Genomic DNA, 18,744 nt, shown 5'->3' on the forward strand with positions numbered 1-18,744 from the left:
CAAACCCATAAGCGATGGCACCTGCGGGGGTAGACTATTAGGACAATAGACTGCGGTAGTTGTTCTGGGGCGGACTAAGTAGGACAATTGTCGGCTTATCTACATCATCAGCGACCTTGAATGGCCTTCCTTGCCCTCGGTATCAACCATAAGACTGCTTCGGTGGACGTGCGCGAGCGCGTGGCGTTTACCCCCGAACAGCTGGTGGAAGCCTTGCAGCAGCTCTGCCGCCTGACTGACAGCCGCGAAGCTGCGATCCTCTCTACGTGCAACCGTAGCGAGCTGTATATAGAGCAGGACCACCCGGCCGCAGAGACCGTGCTGCGCTGGCTGGCCGACTATCACCGGCTGAGCTACGACGAACTGCGTGCCAGTGCCTATGTGCACGAGGACGACGCGGCCGTGCGCCACATGATGCGTGTGGCCTCGGGCCTGGACTCGCTGGTGCTAGGCGAGCCACAGATCCTCGGCCAGATGAAGTCTGCCTATGCCGTGGCCCGCGAGGCCGGTACCATTGGCCCGCTGCTGGGGCGCCTGTTCCAGGCAACGTTCAGCGCGGCCAAGCAGGTACGCACCGACACTGCCATCGGCGAGAACCCGGTATCGGTGGCCTTTGCCGCCGTCAGCCTGGCCAAGCAGATCTTCAGTGACCTGCAGCGCAGCCAGGCCCTGCTGATCGGCGCCGGCGAGACCATCACCCTGGTCGCCCGCCACCTGCATGAGCAGGGCGTGAGGCGTATCGTGGTGGCCAACCGTACCCTGGAACGCGCCAGTATCCTGGCCGAGCAGTTCGGCGCCCACGCGGTGCTGCTGGCCGATATTCCCCAGGAGCTGGTGAACAGCGACATCGTCATCAGCTCCACGGCCAGCCAGTTGCCTATTCTGGGCAAGGGCGCGGTGGAAAGCGCGCTGAAGCTGCGCAAGCACAAGCCGATCTTCATGGTCGACATTGCCGTGCCCCGCGACATCGAGCCGGAAGTCGGCGAGTTGGACGACGTTTACCTCTATAGCGTCGACGACCTCCATGACGTGGTGGCCGAGAACCTCAAGAGCCGCCAGGGCGCGGCTCAGGCAGCCGAGCAACTGGTGAGCGGCGGCGTCGATGATTTCATGGCGCGCCTGCGCGAACTGGCGGCGGTGGATGTGCTCAAGGCGTATCGCCAACAAAGCGAGCGCCTGCGCGACGAAGAATTGCAAAAGGCCCAGCGCATGCTGGCCAACGGCAGCAGTGCCGAAGAGGTGCTGGTGCTGTTGGCGCGCGGGCTGACCAACAAACTGCTGCACGCACCGAGCGTGCAGCTTAAAAAGCTGTCTGCCGAAGGCCGCCTCGATGCGCTGGCCATGGCCCAGGAACTCTTTGCCCTCAACGAGGGCTCCACGGATAAACCCCCGCAATGAAAGCGTCACTGCTCAATAAACTGGACACGATCCAGGATCGTTTCGAGGAACTGACCGCCCTGTTGGGCGATGGCGAGATCATTTCCGATCAGACCCGCTTCCGCGCCTTCTCCCGTGAATACGCGGAGCTTGAGCCGGTGGTGGCCGGCTATCAGGAGTGGTGCAAGGTGCAGGCTGACTTGGAAGGTGCCCAGGCCCTGCTCAAGGACAGTGACCCCGACATGCGCGAAATGGCCGTCGAGGAAGTGCGCGAGGCCAAGGAGCAACTCGTGGTGCTGGAAGGCAACTTGCAGCGCATGCTGTTGCCCAAGGACCCCAATGACGGGCGCAACGTGTTCCTGGAAATTCGTGCCGGCACCGGTGGCGACGAGGCGGCGATTTTCTCCGGCGACCTGTTCCGTATGTATTCGCGCTACGCCGAGCGGCGTGGCTGGCGGGTGGAGATCCTGTCGGAAAACGAAGGCGAACACGGTGGCTATAAAGAGGTGATCGCCCGTGTCGAGGGTGAGAACGTCTACGGCAAGCTGAAATTCGAGTCCGGCGCCCACCGCGTGCAGCGCGTGCCGGAAACCGAGTCCCAGGGCCGTATCCACACCTCGGCGTGCACCGTGGCCGTGCTGCCCGAGCCCGACGAGCGCGTGGCCATCGAAATCAACCCGGCGGACCTGCGCGTGGACACCTTCAGGTCATCGGGGGCGGGCGGCCAGCACGTGAACACCACCGACTCGGCCATCCGCATCACCCACTTGCCCACCGGCACCGTGGTGGAATGCCAGGAAGAGCGGTCCCAGCACAAGAACCGTGCACGGGCCATGTCCTGGCTGTCGGCCAAGCTCAACGACATGCAGACCAGCGCTGCCGCCAACGCCATTGCCAGCGAGCGCAAGCTGCTGGTGGGCTCGGGCGACCGTTCCGAGCGCATCCGTACCTATAACTTCCCGCAGGGCCGGGTGACCGACCATCGCGTCAACCTGACCCTGTATTCCCTGGACGAAGTCATGGCCGGTGGCGTGGACGCGGTGATCGAGCCACTGCTGGCCGAATACCAGGCGGATCAACTAGCGGCATTGGGTGAGTAAATGACGATCATTGCCAGTTTGCTCAGAAGTGCCGAATTGCCCGAGTCGCCTACGGCGCGGCTGGACATCGAGTTGCTGTTGGCGGCGGCCATGGGCAAGAACCGCAGCTACCTGCACACCTGGCCGGAGCGCATTGTCACCACCGAAGCGGCGGCCACCTTTGACGAGTACCTGCAGCGCCGTCGCCTGGGCGAGCCGGTGGCTTATATTCTGGGTCAGCAGGGCTTCTGGAAGCTCGACCTGGAAGTGGCGCCGCATACCCTGATTCCGCGTCCGGACACCGAGTTGCTGGTGGAAACCGCGCTTGAGCTGTTGCCGCCAACGCCCATGCGGGTGCTGGACCTGGGCACGGGCACCGGCGCCATCGCCCTGGCCCTGGCCAGCGAGCGCCGGGGCTGGCAGGTGACTGCGGTGGACCGCGTGGCCGAGGCCGTGGCCCTGGCCGAGCGCAACCGCGAACGGCTGCGCCTGGACAATGTGCGCGTGATGGAAAGCCACTGGTTCGGGGCCCTGCAGGGCGAACGCTACAACCTGATCATCAGCAACCCGCCGTACATTCGTGCCGCCGACCCGCACCTGGTGGCGGGTGACGTGCGCTTTGAACCGACCAGCGCGTTGGTGGCCGGTGACGATGGCCTGGACGACCTGCGCATCATCGTCGCGCAGGCACCGCAACACCTGGAGGCGGGAGGCTGGCTGCTGCTGGAGCATGGCTACGATCAGGCTGCGGCAGTTCGTGAGTTGTTGGCCAAGCATGATTTCGAACAGATCGAGAGCCGTGAAGACCTCGGTGGTCACGAACGCATCACCCTCGGGCGCCTGGCATGCTGAACGACGACGAGCTGCTGCGCTACAGCCGTCAGGTGCTGCTGTCTCAGGTGGACATCGACGGCCAGCTGAAGCTTAAGGCCAGCCGTGCGTTGATCGTCGGCCTTGGCGGCCTGGGCTCGCCAGTGGCGCTGTACCTGGCCGCCGCCGGCGTGGGCGAGCTGCACCTGGCTGATTTTGACACGGTCGACCTCACCAACCTGCAACGCCAGGTGCTGCATGATTCGGCCAGCGTCGGCATGAGCAAGGTCGACTCAGCCTTGCAACGCCTGGGCGCGATCAACCCGCACATCACCCTGGTGGCCCATCGCAGCGCCCTCGACGAGGACTCGCTGGCGGCGGCCGTGGCGGCGGTGGACCTGGTGCTCGATTGCTCGGACAACTTCGGCACCCGCGAGGCCGTCAATGCCGCCTGCGTGGCCGCCGGCAAGCCGCTGGTCAGTGGCGCCGCCATTCGCCTGGAAGGGCAACTGTCGGTGTTCGACCCTCGCCGCCCGGAAAGCCCTTGCTACCACTGCCTGTACGGCCATGGCAGTGACGCCGAGCTGACCTGCAGCGAGGCCGGCGTGGTCGGCCCGTTGGTGGGGCTGGTGGGCAGCCTGCAAGCGCTGGAAGCGTTGAAGTTGCTGGCCGGTTTCGGTGACCCGCTGGTAGGCCGCCTGTTGCTGATCGATGCGCTGGGCAGCCGCTTCCGCGAGTTGCGCGTCAAGCGTGACCCGGCATGCAGCGTGTGTGGCACCGCCCATGGCTGAGGCCCCCGTCGGCGTCTTCGACTCCGGCGTCGGTGGCTTGTCGGTGCTGGGCGAGATTCATGCGCTGTTGCCTCAGGAATCGTTGCTGTACGTGGCGGACTGCGGCCATATTCCTTACGGCGAAAAATCCCCTGAGTTCATTCGCGAGCGCTGTGTGGCCGTGGCTGAATTCTTCCGCGAGCAGGGCGCCAAGGCTTTGGTGCTGGCCTGCAACACGGCCACCGTGGCGGCCGTGGCCGACCTGCGAGCGCGTTATCCGGCATGGCCCATCGTGGGTATGGAACCTGCGGTCAAGCCTGCTGCCGCAGCCACTCGCAGCGGCGTGGTCGGCGTGCTGGCCACCACCGGCACGCTGCAAAGTGCCAAGTTCGCCGCACTGCTGGACCGCTTCGCCAGCGACGTGAACGTGGTGACCCAGCCCTGCCCGGGGTTGGTGGAACTGATCGAGTCCGGTGAGTTGCACAGTGCGGCCCTGCGCAGTTTGCTGCAACAGTATGTCGATCCGCTGCTGGCAGCCGGCTGCGACACGCTGATCCTGGGCTGCACGCACTACCCTTTTCTCAAGCCGTTGTTGCGGGAAATGATCCCGGGCAACGTTATCCTTATTGATACCGGCGCCGCCGTGGCCCGCCAGCTTCAGCGTTTATTGCAGCAGCGCGGCCTGCTGGCCAGCGGGCCCGCTCTGGAAACACGCTTCTGGACCAGCGCAGATCCTCAGCACTTCAGAAATATCCTACCTATGCTTTGGAAAAAATCCGACAACGTCAGTAGATTTGTACGTTAAATAATCGTACAAATTCTTCAGGTGGCGATGAACCATCATCGATAGACGGATTTCTATAGTTTTGTCTTTGAAGACGAATAAAACCAAAAACGACATACAGACATAGGGATGTTCCTGATGAAGAAACTGTTCGGCTTGGCTGCACTTGCCGTTTTCACCTTGGGCCAGAGCATGGCAGCTCACGCCCTGGATGGATCGGTGTCGGTAGGGGCGACTGGCGATGGGTCGATGGTGTATCGGTTGGGGCTGCAATCGGATTGGGACGCCAGTTGGTGGCAGACCAGCACTGGGCGGCTGACGGGTTATTGGGACGGGGGTTATACCTATTGGACGGCGTCCAACCATGGCCCGGCCAACAACACGGTGTCTTTTGCGCCGGTGTTCCGTTATGAGTTCGATGGTGGTGCGGTCAAGCCATTCTTGGAAGCCGGTATCGGGGTAGCGGTGTTCTCCAACCTGCGGGTAGACGACAACAAGCTGGGCACAGCTTTCAACTTTGAAGACCGCATTGGCTTCGGGTTGCGTTTTGCGGGCAATCAGGAAGTGTCGATTCGCGCGATCCACTATTCCAACGGAGGCATCCGGGAGCCAAACGATGGTATCGAAGCCTACTCGCTGAACTACCGCATGCCATTGAGCTTTTGATGGTACAAGCGCCGCTGTAGGAGCTATCGCCAGGGTGGGAAAAGGTCTGCAGGGCCTTCGGCGATGTCATGCCGACCGCGGGCCTTCGCAGCGTGGCGGCAGCGCCTACGGGGCGTCTTGCGCCGCTGCTACGGAAATCTGTGCTGACCTGTAGGCTGCCAAGGCCCTGCGGATTGATTTGTGTAGCGGCCCAAGGCCGCGTCAGGGGGTGGCGCGCTTGTGCAGGATCACGAAAATGCCGCCCCAGATCACTGCCAGTATAATCAGCGTGATACCCATGCCCAGGGGAAACCCCACCCCCGCCAACCGCCCACCGGCGAAATACGACAGCGGCCCTGCCACCGCGCCCAGCAGCGCCGCCAGCCACCACGGCCGCGCCGTCCACGCCAGGCAATAGCGCAACGTGCTGGCCAGCAACGGCCATAGCAACGCCAGCCAAAGCGGCACCAGCCAGCCGTTGGGGTGAAAGTCGAAGACCTTCAGCCACATCAGTGCGCTGTCCAGCACCAGCCCCAGCACGAAGGCCTCTAGCATCAACCGGGCATCCCCGTGCCAGGCCCAGTGCACCATCAGGATCGCCAGCACCAACACCAACCAACCACTATTGCCACCCAGCACGCAGGCAAACCAGCCCATTTGAAATAGCAGCGCATTGGCCGCCTTTTCAAGCATCAAAGCGCCCGAGCAAGGGCTGTGGTTGCGCCGCCGGTTTGGCCAGCAGCAATTGGGCCGTGCCGATGGTGCGCTCCATGAAACCGCCCTCGCAGTAGCACAGGTAAAACTCCCACAAACGCAGGAAATAATCGTCGTAGCCCAGTTCGCGCAGGCGGTTATGCGCGCGGCGGAAGTTGTCGTGCCACAGGCGCAGGGTACGCGCGTAGTGCAGACCGAAGTCTTCCATGTGCAGCAGGTTCATGTCGGTGTCACTGCCGACAATCTGCAGCATCTTCTGCACCGATGGCAGCGCACCGCCCGGGAAGATATAGCGCTGAATGAAGTCGACGCTGTGGCGGGCCTGCTCGTAGCGCTGCTCGCGAATGGTGATGGCCTGCAACAGCATCACGCCGTCGGGCTTTAGCAGGGCGGCGCATTTCTGGAAGTAGGTGGGCAGAAAGCGATGGCCAACGGCTTCGATCATTTCAATGGACACCAGCTTGTCGTAACTGCCGGTCAGGTCGCGGTAGTCGGACAACAACAGGGTGACGCGGTCTTGCAGCCCTTGGGCGTCGATGCGTTGGCGGGTGTAGTCGTACTGCTCGTGGGACAAGGTCGTGGTGGTGACCCGGCAGCCGTACCGGCTGGCCGCATACAGTGCCATGCTGCCCCAGCCCGTGCCGATTTCCAGCAGGTGGTCGCCGGGCTTGAGCGCCAGTTTCTGGCAAATGCGTTCCAGCTTGTTCAGTTGCGCCTGCTCCAGGCTGTCATCAACGCTGGTGAACTGGGCGGCCGAGTACATCATGGTCGGGTCCAGGAACTGTTCGAACAGGTCATTGCCCAGGTCATAGTGGGCGGCGATGTTTTTTTGCGAGCCCTTGCGCGTATTGCGGTTGAGCCAATGCAGGCCCTGCACCAGCGGGCGGCTGACCCGGGCCAAGCCGCGCTCCATGCCGTCCAGCACATCCAGGTTGCTCACGAATACGCGAACCACCGCCGTCAGGTCGGGGCTGCTCCAGTAACCATGGATGAATGCCTCGCCGGCGCCAATGGAGCCGCCGCTGGCCACCAGCCCCCAGACGGAGGCATCGTGCACATGGATCTCGCCCGCCAGTGGCGAAGTGGTGTTACCGAACAGCAGGCGTTCATCACCATCCACCACCAGCAGTTGCCCGTGGCGCAGGGCGTTGAGTTGGTTGAGCACGCCGCGGCGCAGCAACGCGCTGGTCAGGCCGTAGGTGCTGAACGGTATGGCCTTGGCCGAGAAACTATTCATGGCGTCGTTCCTTTGCTTGAGCGATGGCGGTGCGAAATGAACCATCGGCGGTGCGGTGGTTGAAAATCGGGGTGCGCTTGAGCGCCAGGCGCAGGGCCTGCCAGTAAATGGCCAGGCAGGTCTTGGCGGTCATCCAAGGGAAGGCCAGCAACTGGCGGTGCAGGCTGCCGCGGCTCATGGCCTGGCGATGCAGGTTCAAGGTGGCGTCGAAGACTTTGGTGTCGCCCTGCCAGTCGGCCATGTGCACGCCCAGGCGCTCGCCCGGCGGGCTGAAGCTCATGCGGTATTCCAGATCGCGGGGCAAAAACGGCGACACATGAAAGGCCTTGGCCACGGCAAAGTGCTGAAAGCCATCGCCCTGGGCCGGCAATACATAGTAAAAGCGCTCGCGCCACGGGGTGTTGGTGACTTCGCAGAGGATCGCTACCAGTTTTTCCTGCGGGTCAAAGCAATAGAAGAGGCTGACGGGGTTGAACGCCAGGCCGAAGCTGCGTGCCTGGGTCAGCAGGCGTATGGCCCCTTGCGGCGTATGGCCCAGAGCCCTGGCCACGCACTGGCGCACGGCGTCGGCCAGCGGGACGCCGGTGCGGGTATGCTCGCGCAGGTAGTCGGTTTCCCTGAACGCGAACGGTGCCCAGCGGCCCTTGCCCGCCAAGGGCGACAGACCCAGCACCTGGCTTTGCTCGGCCAGGTCCAGGTACAGCAGGCCAATGCGATAGCTGAACTGGTGACCGCGGGCGGTGAACCGCCGGTGGCTGACCCAGCCGCTATACAGGGCGCTGTTCATAGTGCCTCCCCGAACGCATGGGCCACGCGCAGGGCGCTGGTGACGCCGTCTTCGTGAAAGCCGTTGGCCCAGTAGGCGCCACAGTAATAGCTGTGCTGCGCGCCATGCAGTTCGTGCCAGCGGCCCTGGGCGACAATGCCGGCCAGGCTGTACTGAGGGTGTGCGTAGGTGTAGCGGGCCAGCACGCTGTCGGGGTCGATATGCGCGCTCTGGTTGAGGCTGACGCAAAACGTGGTAGGGCCGGGCAGGCCCTGCAGAATGTTCATGTCGTAGGTCACGGCCGCGGCCTGGCCACTGCTGTCCAGCCGGTAGTTCCAACTGGCCCAGGCTAGGCGCCGGCGGGGCAGGCGGCGAATATCGGTGTGCAGCACCACGTCGTTGTTGGCGTAGGGCAGGGCGCCGAGTATCTGTTGCTCCGCAGCGCTGGGCTCGGCCAGCAACGCCAAGGCCTGGTCGCTGTGGCAAGCGAACACCACCTTGTCGAAGCGCTCGGCGCCGCGAGGGCTGTGCACGATCACGCCGTCGGCATCGCGCTCCACCCCAGTCACCGCACAGTCCAGGTGAATACGTTCGGCGAAGCCTGCAATCAGCGGCGCGATGTAGCGGCTGGAACCGCCCTCTACCACGTGCCATTGGGGCCGGTGGGTGACGGACAGCAGGCCGTGATTCTTGAAGAAACGCACGAAGAACTGCAATGGAAAGCCGAGCATGTCCTGCAAGGACATGGACCAGATGGCCGCGCCCATGGGCACGATGTAGTGGTTGATGAAGCGCTGGCCGTAACGCTGGGTGCGCAGGTAGTCGCCCAGGGTGGTGTGTTCGGTGATGTGATGGCTGGCCAGGTCGCTGACCGCTTCACGGTTGAAGCGCAGGATGTCCTTGAGCATGCCCCAGAAGCCGGGCGACAGCAGGTTGCTGCGCTGGGCGAACAGGCTGTTGAGGTTGTTGCCGTTGTATTCCAGGCCGCTGTGCGGGTCGCACACCGAAAAGCTCATCTGGGTGGGCTTGAACGCGACGCCCAACTGGTCCAGCAGGGCGATGAAGTTGGGGTAGGTCCAGTCGTTGAAGACGATGAAACCGGTGTCGATGGCGTAGCGCTGGCCCTGGTGCTCGATGTCCAGCGTGTGGGTGTGGCCGCCTATCCATGAGGAGGCTTCAAACACCTCCACCTCGTGCTGGCGGTTGAGCAGGTAGGCGCAGGTGAGGCCGGCAATGCCGCTGCCAACGACGGCGATTTTCATCAGGCATCTCCTTCCATGGGGTCCTGGCGGACCATGCGTTTGCCGATGATCAGCTTGAGTTTGGCCGGTAACCGCGACAATGGCCACAGCGCCGCCATGAACAGCGCCGGGAAGGCGATTTCCAGCGGGCGTTTGTCCAGCCGTTCGACGATGTGCCGGGCCGCATCCTCGGCGCTGATCATCATGGGCATGGGAAAGTCGTTTTTCTGGGTCAGTGGTGTGTCGACAAAACCGGGGCTGACCACCGTCACGTCGATGTGCTCTTGGGCCAAGTCGACGCGCAAGGACTCGAACAGGTAGCGCAGCCCCGCCTTGGAGGCGCCGTACGCTTCCGAACGGGGCAGCGGCAGGTAGGTGACGGCGCTGGCCACGTCCGTGAGGTGGGGGCGAATACCCTTGCGCAGCAGGGGCAGGGCGGCTTCGATGCAGTAGCTGCTGGCGAACAGATTGGTGCGGATGACACGTTCGAAAATCAGCGCGTCAAACTCCTTGGCGTTCACGTATTCGCAGGTCCCGGCGTTTAGGATCACACTGTCCAGCGCCCCCCAGGCCTGCTCGATTTCGACGCCGATTGCCTTCACCCGATCATGGTCGGTGAGGTCGCCCGGCACCAGCAGCACTTGCCCGGGAAAGCGCCGCTCCAGCAGGTGCAGCGGGCCTTCGGAGCGCGCACTCAGGGCCAGGTGCGCGCCTTGTTGCAGCAGGGCCTCGGCCAATGCCTCGCCCAGGCCGCTGCTGGCACCCGTCAGCCAGATGCGTCGCGGTGTTTCAGCCATGATGACCCCCTGTCACCTGCCGCTGTGGCAGATTCTTGAATGCGCTGAGTGCCCGCTCGCGGCTTTGGCTGAGGTCGACGATGGGCTGTGGGTAACCCGCCGGGCCGAACAGGCCGCCCGCCTTGGCCGGGTTGTGGATCTCCTTGCTGCTCAGGTCGGCCAGTTCCGGCAGCCACTGCTTGAGGAACACCCCGTGCTCGTCGAATCGCGCCGACTGGTTATGCGGGTTAAATATGCGGAAATAAGGCGCCGCGTCGGTGCCGGTGGAGGCGCTCCACTGCCAGCCGCCGTTGTTGGCCGCCAGGTCGCCGTCGATCAAGTGGCGCATGAAAAAGCGTTCGCCTTCACGCCAGTCAATCAGCAAGTTCTTGGTCAGGAACATGGCCACCACCATGCGCAGGCGGTTGTGCATCCAGCCGGTGTCCAGCAATTGGCGCATGGCCGCGTCGATGATCGGGATGCCGGTGCGGCCGCGTTGCCAGGCCTCCAGCTCCTTGGGGGCGTGGCGCCAGGCTAGGGCCTCGGTTTCACTGCGAAAGGCGCGGTGCATGGACACCCGTGGGTAGCCCACCAGGATGTGCTTGTAGAACTCGCGCCACAGCAACTCGTTGATCCAGGTCACGGCGCCGACATTGCCGCTGTCGAACTCGCCACGGTTTTCATTCAGTGCCGCGTGCAGGCACTGGCGCGGCGAAATCACCCCGGCGGCCAGGTAGGCGGACAGTTGGCTGGTGCCTGGGCGCGAGGGAATATCGCGCTCGGTGTTGTAGTACTCGATGGGTTCGTCGACGAAGTGATCCAGACGGCGCTTGGCTTCCTCTTCGCCGGCTGGCCACAGCGCCTGCAGTTCAGGGCTGGGGGTAGCGAAGCCCGGTACTTTGCCAGGTATTGTGTCGGCGGCGATGGCCAAAGGTGCTTGCGCCCGAGGCGCACGCACCACCGCAGGGATACCGTGGTGCAGGCGTTCATAGCAGACTTTGCGGAACTGGCTGAACACCTGGAAGTAGTTACCGGTCTTGGTGAGGATGCTGCCCGGCTGGAACAGCAACTGGTCCAGATGGCTTTCAAACGCGATGCCGGCATCGCCCAAAGCCTGGGCCACGGCGGCGTCGCGGCGGCTTTCGTTGACACCGTATTCTGCGTTGCAATGCACTGCCGTGACGCTGTGCTCGCTGCACAGCTTTTCCAGGGCAGCGGGGGCCTGGTCCCAGTGATCCACAGTGCGGATCAACAAGGGGATATGGTTTTCAGCCAGTGCCTGGCTCAGCTGGGCGACGTTGCGCAGCCAGAAGTCCACTTTGCACGCTGCGTCGTCATGCTGTTGCCACTGCGCCGGGCTGACCAGCCACACGGCCAGGGTCGGCCCTTGGGCGCAGGCGGCGGCCAGGGCGGTGTTATCGTGAAAGCGCAGGTCAGTGCGAAACCAGATCAGTTGCATGGGTTTTCCGTGTGTGGTCATGTCAGAGCACCCCCAGTTGTTGCAGGCATTGCTGGGCCGCCAGCGGGCCGTCCAGCAGGTGCAGGCGCTCGGTGTCATGGGTATGTACGGGCCACTCGTGCTGGTGGATGCATACCGTTGGTCCGACTATCAGCGTTGGCCCGTCAATGCCGGCCAGCAGCCGGGGCAATTGCGGCAGATTCATGGCCTTGGCCGAGTACAGCAGTACGGCCCGTGCTTGCAGGCGCTCGGCGGCCAGTGCCAGTTCGCCTGCAGGCAAAGGCCAGTCAAACACCTCCACCGGGCAGTCGGCGCTGCTGGCCAGCCAGGCGCAGAGCCACAGGTGCGGTTCGAGCACCAGGTCGGACTGATTGACCAGCAGCAGGGGCGCGCCACTGAGCTGGCGGTTGTTGTGATAGATGCGCGCGCCCAGTTTGCTGCGCAGCCAGGAGAGGAAAAACACGCGTTCCATCTGCGCGCCAAACTGGCCTTGCCAGCGCTGTTCCAACTCGGCCAGCAAGGGCAGCAGCAGGTGCTCGCACAAGGTCACCGGTGGGTAAAGCGCCATGGCCTGGTTGAAGGTGTCGTCCACGCGGCGCTCGGCCAGCTCGCCAACGGCCTGCATGAGGCTGGCGCGCAACGGCAGCCAGTCGCCGCCGCCACTGGCCAGGGCCTGCGGTGGGTGGGCGTTGTCGAGCAGGCCCATGACCTGGCCTACCGCCACGCCACGGCCCAGCCAGGTCAGGATCTGTTGGATGCGTTGTACGTGTTCGGGGCCGTACAGGCGGTGCCCCTTGGCGGTGCGGTGCGGCACGATCAGGCCATAGCGGCGTTCCCAGGCACGCAGGGTGACCGGGTTCACGCCGGTCTGGCGCGCCACTTCGCGGATCGGCAGCCAGCCGTCGGGCATGGCTTGCACGGCGTCGTCGCCGGTGGGTGTGGGGGTGTTCATGGGTTAGATCGCATTTCGAAGGCTGAGGTTTTCCGGGTGCGGCTGCAGGTACACCTGCTGGCTGACATACGGATCGGGGTGCACACGGAAGTGGTGTTTGAGCAGGGTGAGGGGCACCACCAGGGGCACAATGCCCAGGCGGTACTGTTCGATCAGGTGCTGCACTTCCTGCTTGTCGGCATTGTCCAGGGAGCGTTTCAGGTAGCCGCTGAGGTGTTGCAACACGTTGCTGTGAGTGCCGCGGGTGGCGCAACGTTTGAGCGCCGCCATCAGTTCACTGAAATAGCGCGGGCCGATTTCGGCGGCATCGCCGCGGCCCATGGTGCCCAGTAGCTTGCCCAGCACTTTGTATTGCAACGGGTTGTTGGCCATCAGTTGATATTTGTAGCGCGAGTGGAACCGCATCAGGCCGCCGCGGCTGAGGCCTTCGCGCAGCAACGCCTGCCAGTCGGCATAGGCGTACACACGGACCATGAAGTTTTCACGCAGCACGGCGTCGCACAGACGGCCGTCCTCTTCCACGGGCAGGTCGGGGCGCGCTGCGCAAAAGGCTTCGGCATAGATGCCGCGACCGCCATCATGCTGCGGGGCGCCGTTGTCGCGGTACACCTTGACCCGCTCCAGGCCGCAGGACGGCGACTTGTGCATGAAGATGTACCCGCACAGGTCATCCAGCTCGCCGGCCATCTGCTGGCCATAGGCGGCAAGGGGCGCCGTCACGTCCAGGCTGGCATCCACGGTGCCCAGGGCCAGAGGGCGGCCAGGCTCGCCCACCAGGCGAATGGGCTGGCGCGGAATGCCCAGGCCGATGGCGACTTCCGGGCACACCGGCACAAAGTCGAAATGCTCGGCCAGGGCGTGGGTGCACAGGCGTGATTCCTTGTGCCCACCGTTAAAGCGAACCTCGGCGCCCAGCAGGCAGGCGCTGATCCCGATGCGTGGCTTGGTGGTGTCGGACATTGGACAGACTCTTGTACAGAGCGGTTTTTGTGTACAACTTCCCTTCATGGTAGAAGTTAAGCTGTACAAGTCAAACAGTTTGTACAAGTTTGTGCGGTGGCGGGCGTTCTACGTGTGGGAGCTGGCTTGCCAGCGAGCTGTCCAGGGCCGCAAAAGCTCGCTGGCAATCCGGCCCCCGCAATAGCCAATCAGCGCCAGCCCATCAGCCAGCAATTGGCATCGCGCAGCGTTTGCCAGGGCAACTGTTCGGTACGGCCGGTCAACACCGCCTGCAGTTCGATATCAATGACCGTGCCTTCCTCATCACGCACCAACGCCGTGACCAGAAAATGCTTTTCGCGATGCTTGGGATGGGCTGCCGTCCATTTGGACAGCAGCAGTTTGCGCGGATTGATGCGGTGCTGCGGCGTATTCATTCCAAGTGTTCGAGCAGTCGCCGCGATGCTTCCAGCCCGCTGAGCCACGCGCCTTCGACACGGCCCGACAGACACCAGTCGCCGCAGGCGTACAGGCCCAGGTCGGCATCGGCCAGTGCGCCCCATTCGTGGGACGAGGCGGGACGGGCGTACAGCCAGCGATGGGCAATGCTGAACACCGGCGCGGGCATGGCGCAATTGGCCAGTTCGGCGAAGGCACCGTGCAGTTGCTCGATCACGTCTTCCTTGGGCAGATCGATGTGCTGTTTGCTCCAACTGCTGGTGGCATGCAGTACCCAGGTGTCCAGCGCGGTGTCGCGCCCCGGCTTGCTGCGGTTGCAGGCCAGCCAGTCCAGGGGGCTGTCCTGCACGAAGCAGCCTTGCATGGCGGTATCCAGCGGTTTGTCGAACGCCAGGGCGATGGCCCAAGTGGGTTCCATCTGCACGCTGGCGGCAACCCCGGCCAGTTTCGGCGCAGCCGCCAGCAGTGCGGTGGCCTGGGGGGCGGGCAGGGCAATGATGACGTGGCTGAACGGCCCATGGCTGCAGCCTTCGGCGTCCAGCAGGTGCCAATGGTGCTTGCCGCGGAACACTTCGGTGATACGGCAGCCGAACACCGCGTTCATGTCGCCGAGCATGGCCTTGGCGATGGCGCCCATGCGTGGCGTGCCCACCCAGCGGGTCTGCTCGTCGGGGGACGGGCTGAGTACGCCGCCCTGGGAATTGAACAGCTGTGGCTTCCACTCCTCTACACAGCCACTGGTTTGCCAGCGCTGTACCTGATCGACGAAGCGCCTGTCGCGGGCGGTGAAGTACTGCGCGCCCAGGTCCAGGGAGCCGGCGTCACTGCGCTTGCTGGAAGCGCGCCCGCCAGGCCCCCGGCTTTTGTCGAACAAGTGGGGAGTGTGCCCGGCCTTGAGCAATGCCTGGGCTGCTGAGAGTCCGGCAATGCCGGTACCGATGATGGCAATAGGTACTGTCATGGTGGCCTCGTTACCTCTTTGCACAGACTACGCTTAAGGACAAACCTGTACAATAATCATTGTTAGTATAAGTTGCTGTTGTCCTTTTTCCGTTTGCTCTGTGTCTATTGAGAGCCGTCCATTGGCAAAAGTGCCTCTCTCTTAAAAATAGACTAGCGATTTGCAGTCAACGCCACAGGAGGAAGCTGTCATGCACATTTTGCTGACCGGCGGTACCGGCCTAATCGGTCGCAGGCTATGCCAGCACTGGCTGGCGCAGGGTTATCAGCTCACGGTATGGAGCCGACAGCCGGCCAGCGTGGCTCGCCTGTGTGGCCGTGGAGTCAACGGCATCGGCCGCCTGGACGACCTGGGCGAGGAACCGGTGGACGCCATCATCAACCTGGCCGGCGCGCCAATCGCCGATCGGCCCTGGTCGGAACGGCGTCGCCAATTGCTGTGGAAAAGCCGCATCGGCCTCACCGAGCAACTGATTGCCTGGCTGGAACAACGCCAACAGCGCCCCGCGGTGCTGGTGTCCGGTTCGGCGGTGGGCTACTACGGCGATGGAGGCGAGCGTGAACTTACCGAACAGTCGCAACCGGTGCGCAAGGATTTTGCCAGCGACCTGTGCATCGCCTGGGAAGAAACTGCCTCGCGCGCCGAAGAGCTGGGCGTGCGCGTGGTGCTGGTGCGCACCGGGCTGGTGCTGGCCAGCGAAGGCGGCATGCTCAAGCGCCTCAAGCTGCCGTTCAAGCTGGGCCTGGGCGGCCCCATCGGCAGCGGCAGGCAATTCATGCCGTGGGTGCACATCGACGATCAAATCGCTCTCATTGATTTTCTTTTGACCAAGGCCGATGCCAGCGGTCCGTATAATGGCTGCGCGCCTGAACCGGTTCGCAACCGCGAGTTCGCCCGGCGCCTGGGCCGAGCCTTGCACCGGCCTGCCTTCATGCCGCTGCCCGGCCTGGTACTGCGGGTGGGGCTGGGGGACATGTCTGACTTGCTGCTGGGCGGGCAACGCGCTCGCCCGGTACGTTTACTGGCGGCAGGTTTTACCTTCCGTTTCAATGATCTGCAATCGGCGCTGGACGACCTCGTCCGGCGCCTCTGAAATTAGGATGTTGCATGACCGATCACGCTCTGCTGCTGGTCAACCTGGGTTCGCCAGCTTCCACCTCCGTGGCCGACGTGCGCCGCTACCTCAACCAATTCCTGATGGACCCGTACGTCATCGACCTGCCCTGGCCGGTGCGCCGGCTGCTGGTGTCGCTGATCCTGATCAAGCGTCCGGAACAGTCGGCCCATGCCTACGCCAGTATCTGGTGGGACCAAGGCTCGCCGCTGGTCGTCCTCACCCGTCGCCTGGAAGCGGTGATGCGTGAACAGTGGACCCACGGCCCGGTGGAAATTGCCATGCGCTATGGCGAACCATCGCTGGACACCGTACTCACCCGCCTGGCCGCCCAAGGGGTGAAGGACATCACCTTGGCGCCGCTGTACCCGCAATTCGCTGACAGCACTGTCACCACGGTGATCGAGGAAGCGAAGAAAGTGGTGCAGGAGAAGAAGCTGGCCGTGCAGTTCAAACTGCTGCAGCCGTTTTACGATCAGCCTGAGTACATCGACGCCTTGGTCGCCAGCGCCGCCTCGTACCTGGAGCAGTCGTTCGATCACCTGCTGCTCAGCTTCCACGGCCTGCCCGAACGCCACCTCACCAAGCTCGATCCCACCGGCAGCCACTGCTTCAAGGACGCCGACTGCTGCCGCAATGCCTCGCCGGCGGTGCTCGCCACCTGCTACCGGGCGCAGTGCATGCGCACCGCAGCTGCCTTTGCCGAGAAAATGGGGCTGCCTGACGGTAAGTGGTCAGTGTCGTTCCAATCGCGGCTGGGCCGAGCCAAGTGGATCGAACCCTACACCGAGGCACGCCTGGATGAGCTGGCCAAGCAAGGGGTGAAACGCTTGCTGGTCATGTGCCCGGCGTTTGTCGCCGATTGCATCGAGACGCTGGAGGAGATTGGTGACCGGGGCAGGGAGCAGTTCATTGAAGCGGGCGGCGAGGAGTTGGTGTTGGTGCCTTGTCTGAATGACAACCTGCAGTGGGGGCAGGCTTTGAACGTGTTGTGCGAACGAGCGCCCGGGATGGCTTGACCTGTAGCCGCTGCCGCCAGGCTGCGCTGGCCCTCGTTTACGCTGTAGATCTTTGGTGTAGGCGCGAGACCAGTGCAGCCCGGTGGTAACGGTGAATGAGGCATGTCCCTGATTACCTCAGCTTTTGAACTGTTAAAAGGTTCGGATGTGTGTAGGAAATTTCAGCGCTTCAAGATCCATTTATCTCACTTCCTCTACAGAAAAATCTCGCCTTGCAGTAAGAAGGGTCTCGCATACACACGCCCTGGGAACGCTCAACATCGCTCTGGAATTCGAACAGAAATGGAGCGTTATATGAGTCAATGGAAGCCCGGCGAGACATTGCATATGGACGAGGGGGTTTACATAACCGCAAATCCGCCCGCGAGGTCTTACCTAGGTGCGGGTGGTGGAGGTCCGGGGGGCGGAGGTGCGGGATTTGGGAATACCCCTTGGGGACCTTACGAGGGACCACATCGAGGAACAGGGGGCGGTACGATTCCTTGACGGCAAGAGGCGACTATCCATGACATTATGGGTAGTGAACAAACCGACCTTATCAAACATTTGGACGCTGAGTACGCTCCGCTCAGGGTGGATGTTCCAAGGCAAATTGATGAGGCCGTCAGTACTGCCAAGGCTGCCAATAATGTCCCTGCCCTATCCCCGAGGGAAGGCATTAGCCGGGAATACGTCATTGTTTCCGAGATGGCAACAGAAAAGCAAAATCAATACCTCGCCAAATTACCATTGGCCCATCAGTTTTTTAATAACAACCCGATTTATCAGCTTAGTCATCAATATCTGAGTCGCATGATCGAGAAGAATGGGCTGTCTTCTCCCGAGGCCTTGAGAGCTAACTTCCAAGAGTGGGAAAGCTCCTATCGTGCAGCCCTAGACCTGAATCTTGTGTCTGAATCGAGTCGCCTGCTCATCCGGAGGCTACCGGAAATTGCGGAACGGCAGTATCAGATTGAACAGGGGGCGCCGGGAGATAATAGCTCCCAGATTCATGCGCTTGAGCGTCGATTGGCTGCGATCAAATTCGAGCATCGACTGGTATTTCAAGTGTTACCGGCCTTTCTGCAGGCGGCAGTGGTCGCCAAAACCAGCTCTACCCCTGAATCTCATTTAACGCAAGCTTTGGAAGCGGACCGGCATGCCCTTGCCGAGCTTGCCGCACAGTATCAGGCAGATATTGTTCCTCCTGCGGGCAAGCCAAACCGTTCCATCACGCCGCCACTCGCGAAGTTAGAGTTGGCAGGTCTCAAAAATCTCGTGGACTGGCAGTCCGCGAAGATTGTAGGCGCCAGGTGGGCTGATTATCACGCTTCTATTTACAATAGCGAGTGTGCTCGTTACCTGACTGAATGTGGCAGTGCCATATCTGAACTACTGGGTCGAGCCCAGCGGGACTCTGCACTTCTCCAGAATGTTGTCATAGCCGAGGCTGCGCGAGTGGCGGCGGAACAGCAAGCGCAAGAAGCGGCGCGAGTGGCGGCGGAACAGCAAGCGCAAGAAGCGGCGCGAGTGGCGGCGGAACAGCAAGCGCAAGAAGCGGCGCGAGTGGCGGCGGAACAGCAAGCGCAAGAAGCGGCGCGAGTGGCGGCGGAACAGCAAGCGCAAGAAGCGGCGCGAGTGGCGGCGGAACAGCAAGCGGCAA

At 62.9% G+C, this 18,744-nt stretch carries 18 protein-coding genes and 1 pseudogene; 9 read left to right on the top strand and 10 right to left on the bottom strand.

The window, feature by feature from the left end; all coding sequences use genetic code 11:
- Positions 1-120 precede the first annotated feature (120 nt).
- The 6 genes from hemA to PMM47T1_RS22290 all read left to right on the top strand — a co-directional run bounded on the left by hemA (position 121) and on the right by PMM47T1_RS22290 (position 5,486).
- Positions 121-1,398 carry a glutamyl-tRNA reductase gene (gene hemA, locus PMM47T1_RS22265; RefSeq protein ID WP_008373259.1) on the top strand — a complete coding sequence of 426 codons (1,278 nt, stop codon included), beginning with the start codon at positions 121-123 and terminating at the stop codon, positions 1,396-1,398.
- The gene (gene prfA / locus PMM47T1_RS22270) at positions 1,395-2,477 is read left to right on the top strand and encodes a peptide chain release factor 1 (protein ID WP_008373261.1); all 1,083 of its coding nucleotides are present in this window, start codon (positions 1,395-1,397) and stop codon (positions 2,475-2,477) included. The genes hemA and prfA overlap by 4 nt, the downstream gene beginning before the upstream one ends.
- Positions 2,478-3,308 carry a peptide chain release factor N(5)-glutamine methyltransferase gene (gene prmC, locus PMM47T1_RS22275; protein ID WP_008373264.1) on the top strand — a complete coding sequence of 277 codons (831 nt, stop codon included), beginning with the start codon at positions 2,478-2,480 and terminating at the stop codon, positions 3,306-3,308.
- Positions 3,302-4,057, top strand: a complete 756-nt coding sequence (locus tag PMM47T1_RS22280; RefSeq protein WP_008373268.1) for a molybdopterin-synthase adenylyltransferase MoeB — start codon at positions 3,302-3,304, stop codon at positions 4,055-4,057. Before prmC ends, PMM47T1_RS22280 begins: the two co-directional genes overlap by 7 nt.
- Positions 4,050-4,841 (top strand): glutamate racemase, encoded by a 792-nt coding sequence (murI, locus tag PMM47T1_RS22285; protein ID WP_008373271.1) that lies wholly within the window; start codon positions 4,050-4,052, stop codon positions 4,839-4,841. Before PMM47T1_RS22280 ends, murI begins: the two co-directional genes overlap by 8 nt.
- A 108-nt stretch (positions 4,842-4,949) precedes the next feature.
- Entirely contained in the window at positions 4,950-5,486 is a 537-nt protein-coding gene (locus PMM47T1_RS22290; protein WP_008373274.1) for an acyloxyacyl hydrolase, read from the top strand.
- Between the two features lie 201 nt (positions 5,487-5,687).
- Here the strand turns inward: PMM47T1_RS22290 and PMM47T1_RS22295 are convergent, their stop codons facing one another.
- The 10 genes from PMM47T1_RS22295 to PMM47T1_RS22340 all read right to left on the bottom strand — a co-directional run bounded on the left by PMM47T1_RS22295 (position 5,688) and on the right by PMM47T1_RS22340 (position 14,969).
- On the bottom strand, positions 5,688-6,158 hold the full coding sequence (locus PMM47T1_RS22295) for a DUF2878 domain-containing protein (protein WP_008373276.1): 471 nt from the start codon (positions 6,156-6,158) through the stop codon (positions 5,688-5,690).
- The gene (locus PMM47T1_RS22300) at positions 6,151-7,416 is read right to left on the bottom strand and encodes a class I SAM-dependent methyltransferase (protein WP_008373278.1); all 1,266 of its coding nucleotides are present in this window, start codon (positions 7,414-7,416) and stop codon (positions 6,151-6,153) included. The genes PMM47T1_RS22295 and PMM47T1_RS22300 overlap by 8 nt, the downstream gene beginning before the upstream one ends.
- Complete coding sequence (locus PMM47T1_RS22305) at positions 7,409-8,203, bottom strand: DUF1365 domain-containing protein (protein ID WP_008373279.1); 795 nt, start codon at positions 8,201-8,203, stop codon at positions 7,409-7,411. Before PMM47T1_RS22305 ends, PMM47T1_RS22300 begins: the two co-directional genes overlap by 8 nt.
- On the bottom strand, positions 8,200-9,444 hold the full coding sequence (locus tag PMM47T1_RS22310; RefSeq protein WP_008373281.1) for an NAD(P)/FAD-dependent oxidoreductase: 1,245 nt from the start codon (positions 9,442-9,444) through the stop codon (positions 8,200-8,202). Before PMM47T1_RS22310 ends, PMM47T1_RS22305 begins: the two co-directional genes overlap by 4 nt.
- Entirely contained in the window at positions 9,444-10,220 is a 777-nt protein-coding gene (locus PMM47T1_RS22315; RefSeq protein ID WP_008373284.1) for an SDR family NAD(P)-dependent oxidoreductase, read from the bottom strand. Before PMM47T1_RS22315 ends, PMM47T1_RS22310 begins: the two co-directional genes overlap by 1 nt.
- Complete coding sequence (gene phrB, locus PMM47T1_RS22320) at positions 10,213-11,658, bottom strand: deoxyribodipyrimidine photo-lyase (RefSeq protein WP_008373286.1); 1,446 nt, start codon at positions 11,656-11,658, stop codon at positions 10,213-10,215. Before phrB ends, PMM47T1_RS22315 begins: the two co-directional genes overlap by 8 nt.
- 22 nt (positions 11,659-11,680) lie before the next feature.
- The gene (locus PMM47T1_RS22325; protein ID WP_008373288.1) at positions 11,681-12,610 is read right to left on the bottom strand and encodes a MerR family transcriptional regulator; all 930 of its coding nucleotides are present in this window, start codon (positions 12,608-12,610) and stop codon (positions 11,681-11,683) included.
- A 3-nt stretch (positions 12,611-12,613) separates the two neighbouring features.
- Complete coding sequence (locus tag PMM47T1_RS22330) at positions 12,614-13,570, bottom strand: YbgA family protein (RefSeq protein WP_008373290.1); 957 nt, start codon at positions 13,568-13,570, stop codon at positions 12,614-12,616.
- Positions 13,571-13,758: 188 nt separating this feature from the next.
- The gene (locus tag PMM47T1_RS22335) at positions 13,759-13,986 is read right to left on the bottom strand and encodes a TIGR02450 family Trp-rich protein (RefSeq protein WP_008373292.1); all 228 of its coding nucleotides are present in this window, start codon (positions 13,984-13,986) and stop codon (positions 13,759-13,761) included.
- Positions 13,983-14,969 (bottom strand): NAD(P)/FAD-dependent oxidoreductase, encoded by a 987-nt coding sequence (locus tag PMM47T1_RS22340; protein ID WP_008373295.1) that lies wholly within the window; start codon positions 14,967-14,969, stop codon positions 13,983-13,985. The genes PMM47T1_RS22335 and PMM47T1_RS22340 overlap by 4 nt, the downstream gene beginning before the upstream one ends.
- Positions 14,970-15,159: 190 nt before the next feature.
- Between PMM47T1_RS22340 and PMM47T1_RS22345 the strand changes: the two genes are divergently transcribed.
- The 3 genes and pseudogenes from PMM47T1_RS22345 to PMM47T1_RS30135 form a co-directional block, all read left to right on the top strand.
- Complete coding sequence (locus tag PMM47T1_RS22345; protein ID WP_008373297.1) at positions 15,160-16,062, top strand: TIGR01777 family oxidoreductase; 903 nt, start codon at positions 15,160-15,162, stop codon at positions 16,060-16,062.
- Between the two features lie 14 nt (positions 16,063-16,076).
- Positions 16,077-17,102 carry a ferrochelatase gene (hemH, locus tag PMM47T1_RS22350; RefSeq protein ID WP_008373300.1) on the top strand — a complete coding sequence of 342 codons (1,026 nt, stop codon included), beginning with the start codon at positions 16,077-16,079 and terminating at the stop codon, positions 17,100-17,102.
- A 513-nt stretch (positions 17,103-17,615) separates the two neighbouring features.
- A pseudogene (locus PMM47T1_RS30135) lies at positions 17,616-18,744 on the top strand (hypothetical protein); the annotation flags it as partial.

This window comes from Pseudomonas sp. M47T1, assembly GCF_000263855.1.
GTDB lineage: Bacteria > Pseudomonadota > Gammaproteobacteria > Pseudomonadales > Pseudomonadaceae > Aquipseudomonas.

Coding starts and splice junctions, on each gene's coding strand:
- PMM47T1_RS22290 (WP_008373274.1), top strand. CDS start 4,950: ATGTTCCTGATGAAGAAACTGTTCGGCTTGGCTGCACTTGCCGTTTTC.
- PMM47T1_RS22325 (WP_008373288.1), bottom strand. CDS start 12,610: ATGAACACCCCCACACCCACCGGCGACGACGCCGTGCAAGCCATGCCC.
- hemA (WP_008373259.1), top strand. CDS start 121: ATGGCCTTCCTTGCCCTCGGTATCAACCATAAGACTGCTTCGGTGGAC.
- PMM47T1_RS22335 (WP_008373292.1), bottom strand. CDS start 13,986: ATGAATACGCCGCAGCACCGCATCAATCCGCGCAAACTGCTGCTGTCC.
- murI (WP_008373271.1), top strand. CDS start 4,050: ATGGCTGAGGCCCCCGTCGGCGTCTTCGACTCCGGCGTCGGTGGCTTG.
- PMM47T1_RS22315 (WP_008373284.1), bottom strand. CDS start 10,220: ATGGCTGAAACACCGCGACGCATCTGGCTGACGGGTGCCAGCAGCGGC.
- prmC (WP_008373264.1), top strand. CDS start 2,478: ATGACGATCATTGCCAGTTTGCTCAGAAGTGCCGAATTGCCCGAGTCG.
- PMM47T1_RS22345 (WP_008373297.1), top strand. CDS start 15,160: ATGCACATTTTGCTGACCGGCGGTACCGGCCTAATCGGTCGCAGGCTA.
- phrB (WP_008373286.1), bottom strand. CDS start 11,658: ATGCAACTGATCTGGTTTCGCACTGACCTGCGCTTTCACGATAACACC.
- hemH (WP_008373300.1), top strand. CDS start 16,077: ATGACCGATCACGCTCTGCTGCTGGTCAACCTGGGTTCGCCAGCTTCC.
- PMM47T1_RS22300 (WP_008373278.1), bottom strand. CDS start 7,416: ATGAATAGTTTCTCGGCCAAGGCCATACCGTTCAGCACCTACGGCCTG.
- PMM47T1_RS22280 (WP_008373268.1), top strand. CDS start 3,302: ATGCTGAACGACGACGAGCTGCTGCGCTACAGCCGTCAGGTGCTGCTG.
- PMM47T1_RS22305 (WP_008373279.1), bottom strand. CDS start 8,203: ATGAACAGCGCCCTGTATAGCGGCTGGGTCAGCCACCGGCGGTTCACC.
- prfA (WP_008373261.1), top strand. CDS start 1,395: ATGAAAGCGTCACTGCTCAATAAACTGGACACGATCCAGGATCGTTTC.
- PMM47T1_RS22340 (WP_008373295.1), bottom strand. CDS start 14,969: ATGACAGTACCTATTGCCATCATCGGTACCGGCATTGCCGGACTCTCA.
- PMM47T1_RS22330 (WP_008373290.1), bottom strand. CDS start 13,570: ATGTCCGACACCACCAAGCCACGCATCGGGATCAGCGCCTGCCTGCTG.
- PMM47T1_RS22310 (WP_008373281.1), bottom strand. CDS start 9,444: ATGAAAATCGCCGTCGTTGGCAGCGGCATTGCCGGCCTCACCTGCGCC.
- PMM47T1_RS22295 (WP_008373276.1), bottom strand. CDS start 6,158: ATGCTTGAAAAGGCGGCCAATGCGCTGCTATTTCAAATGGGCTGGTTT.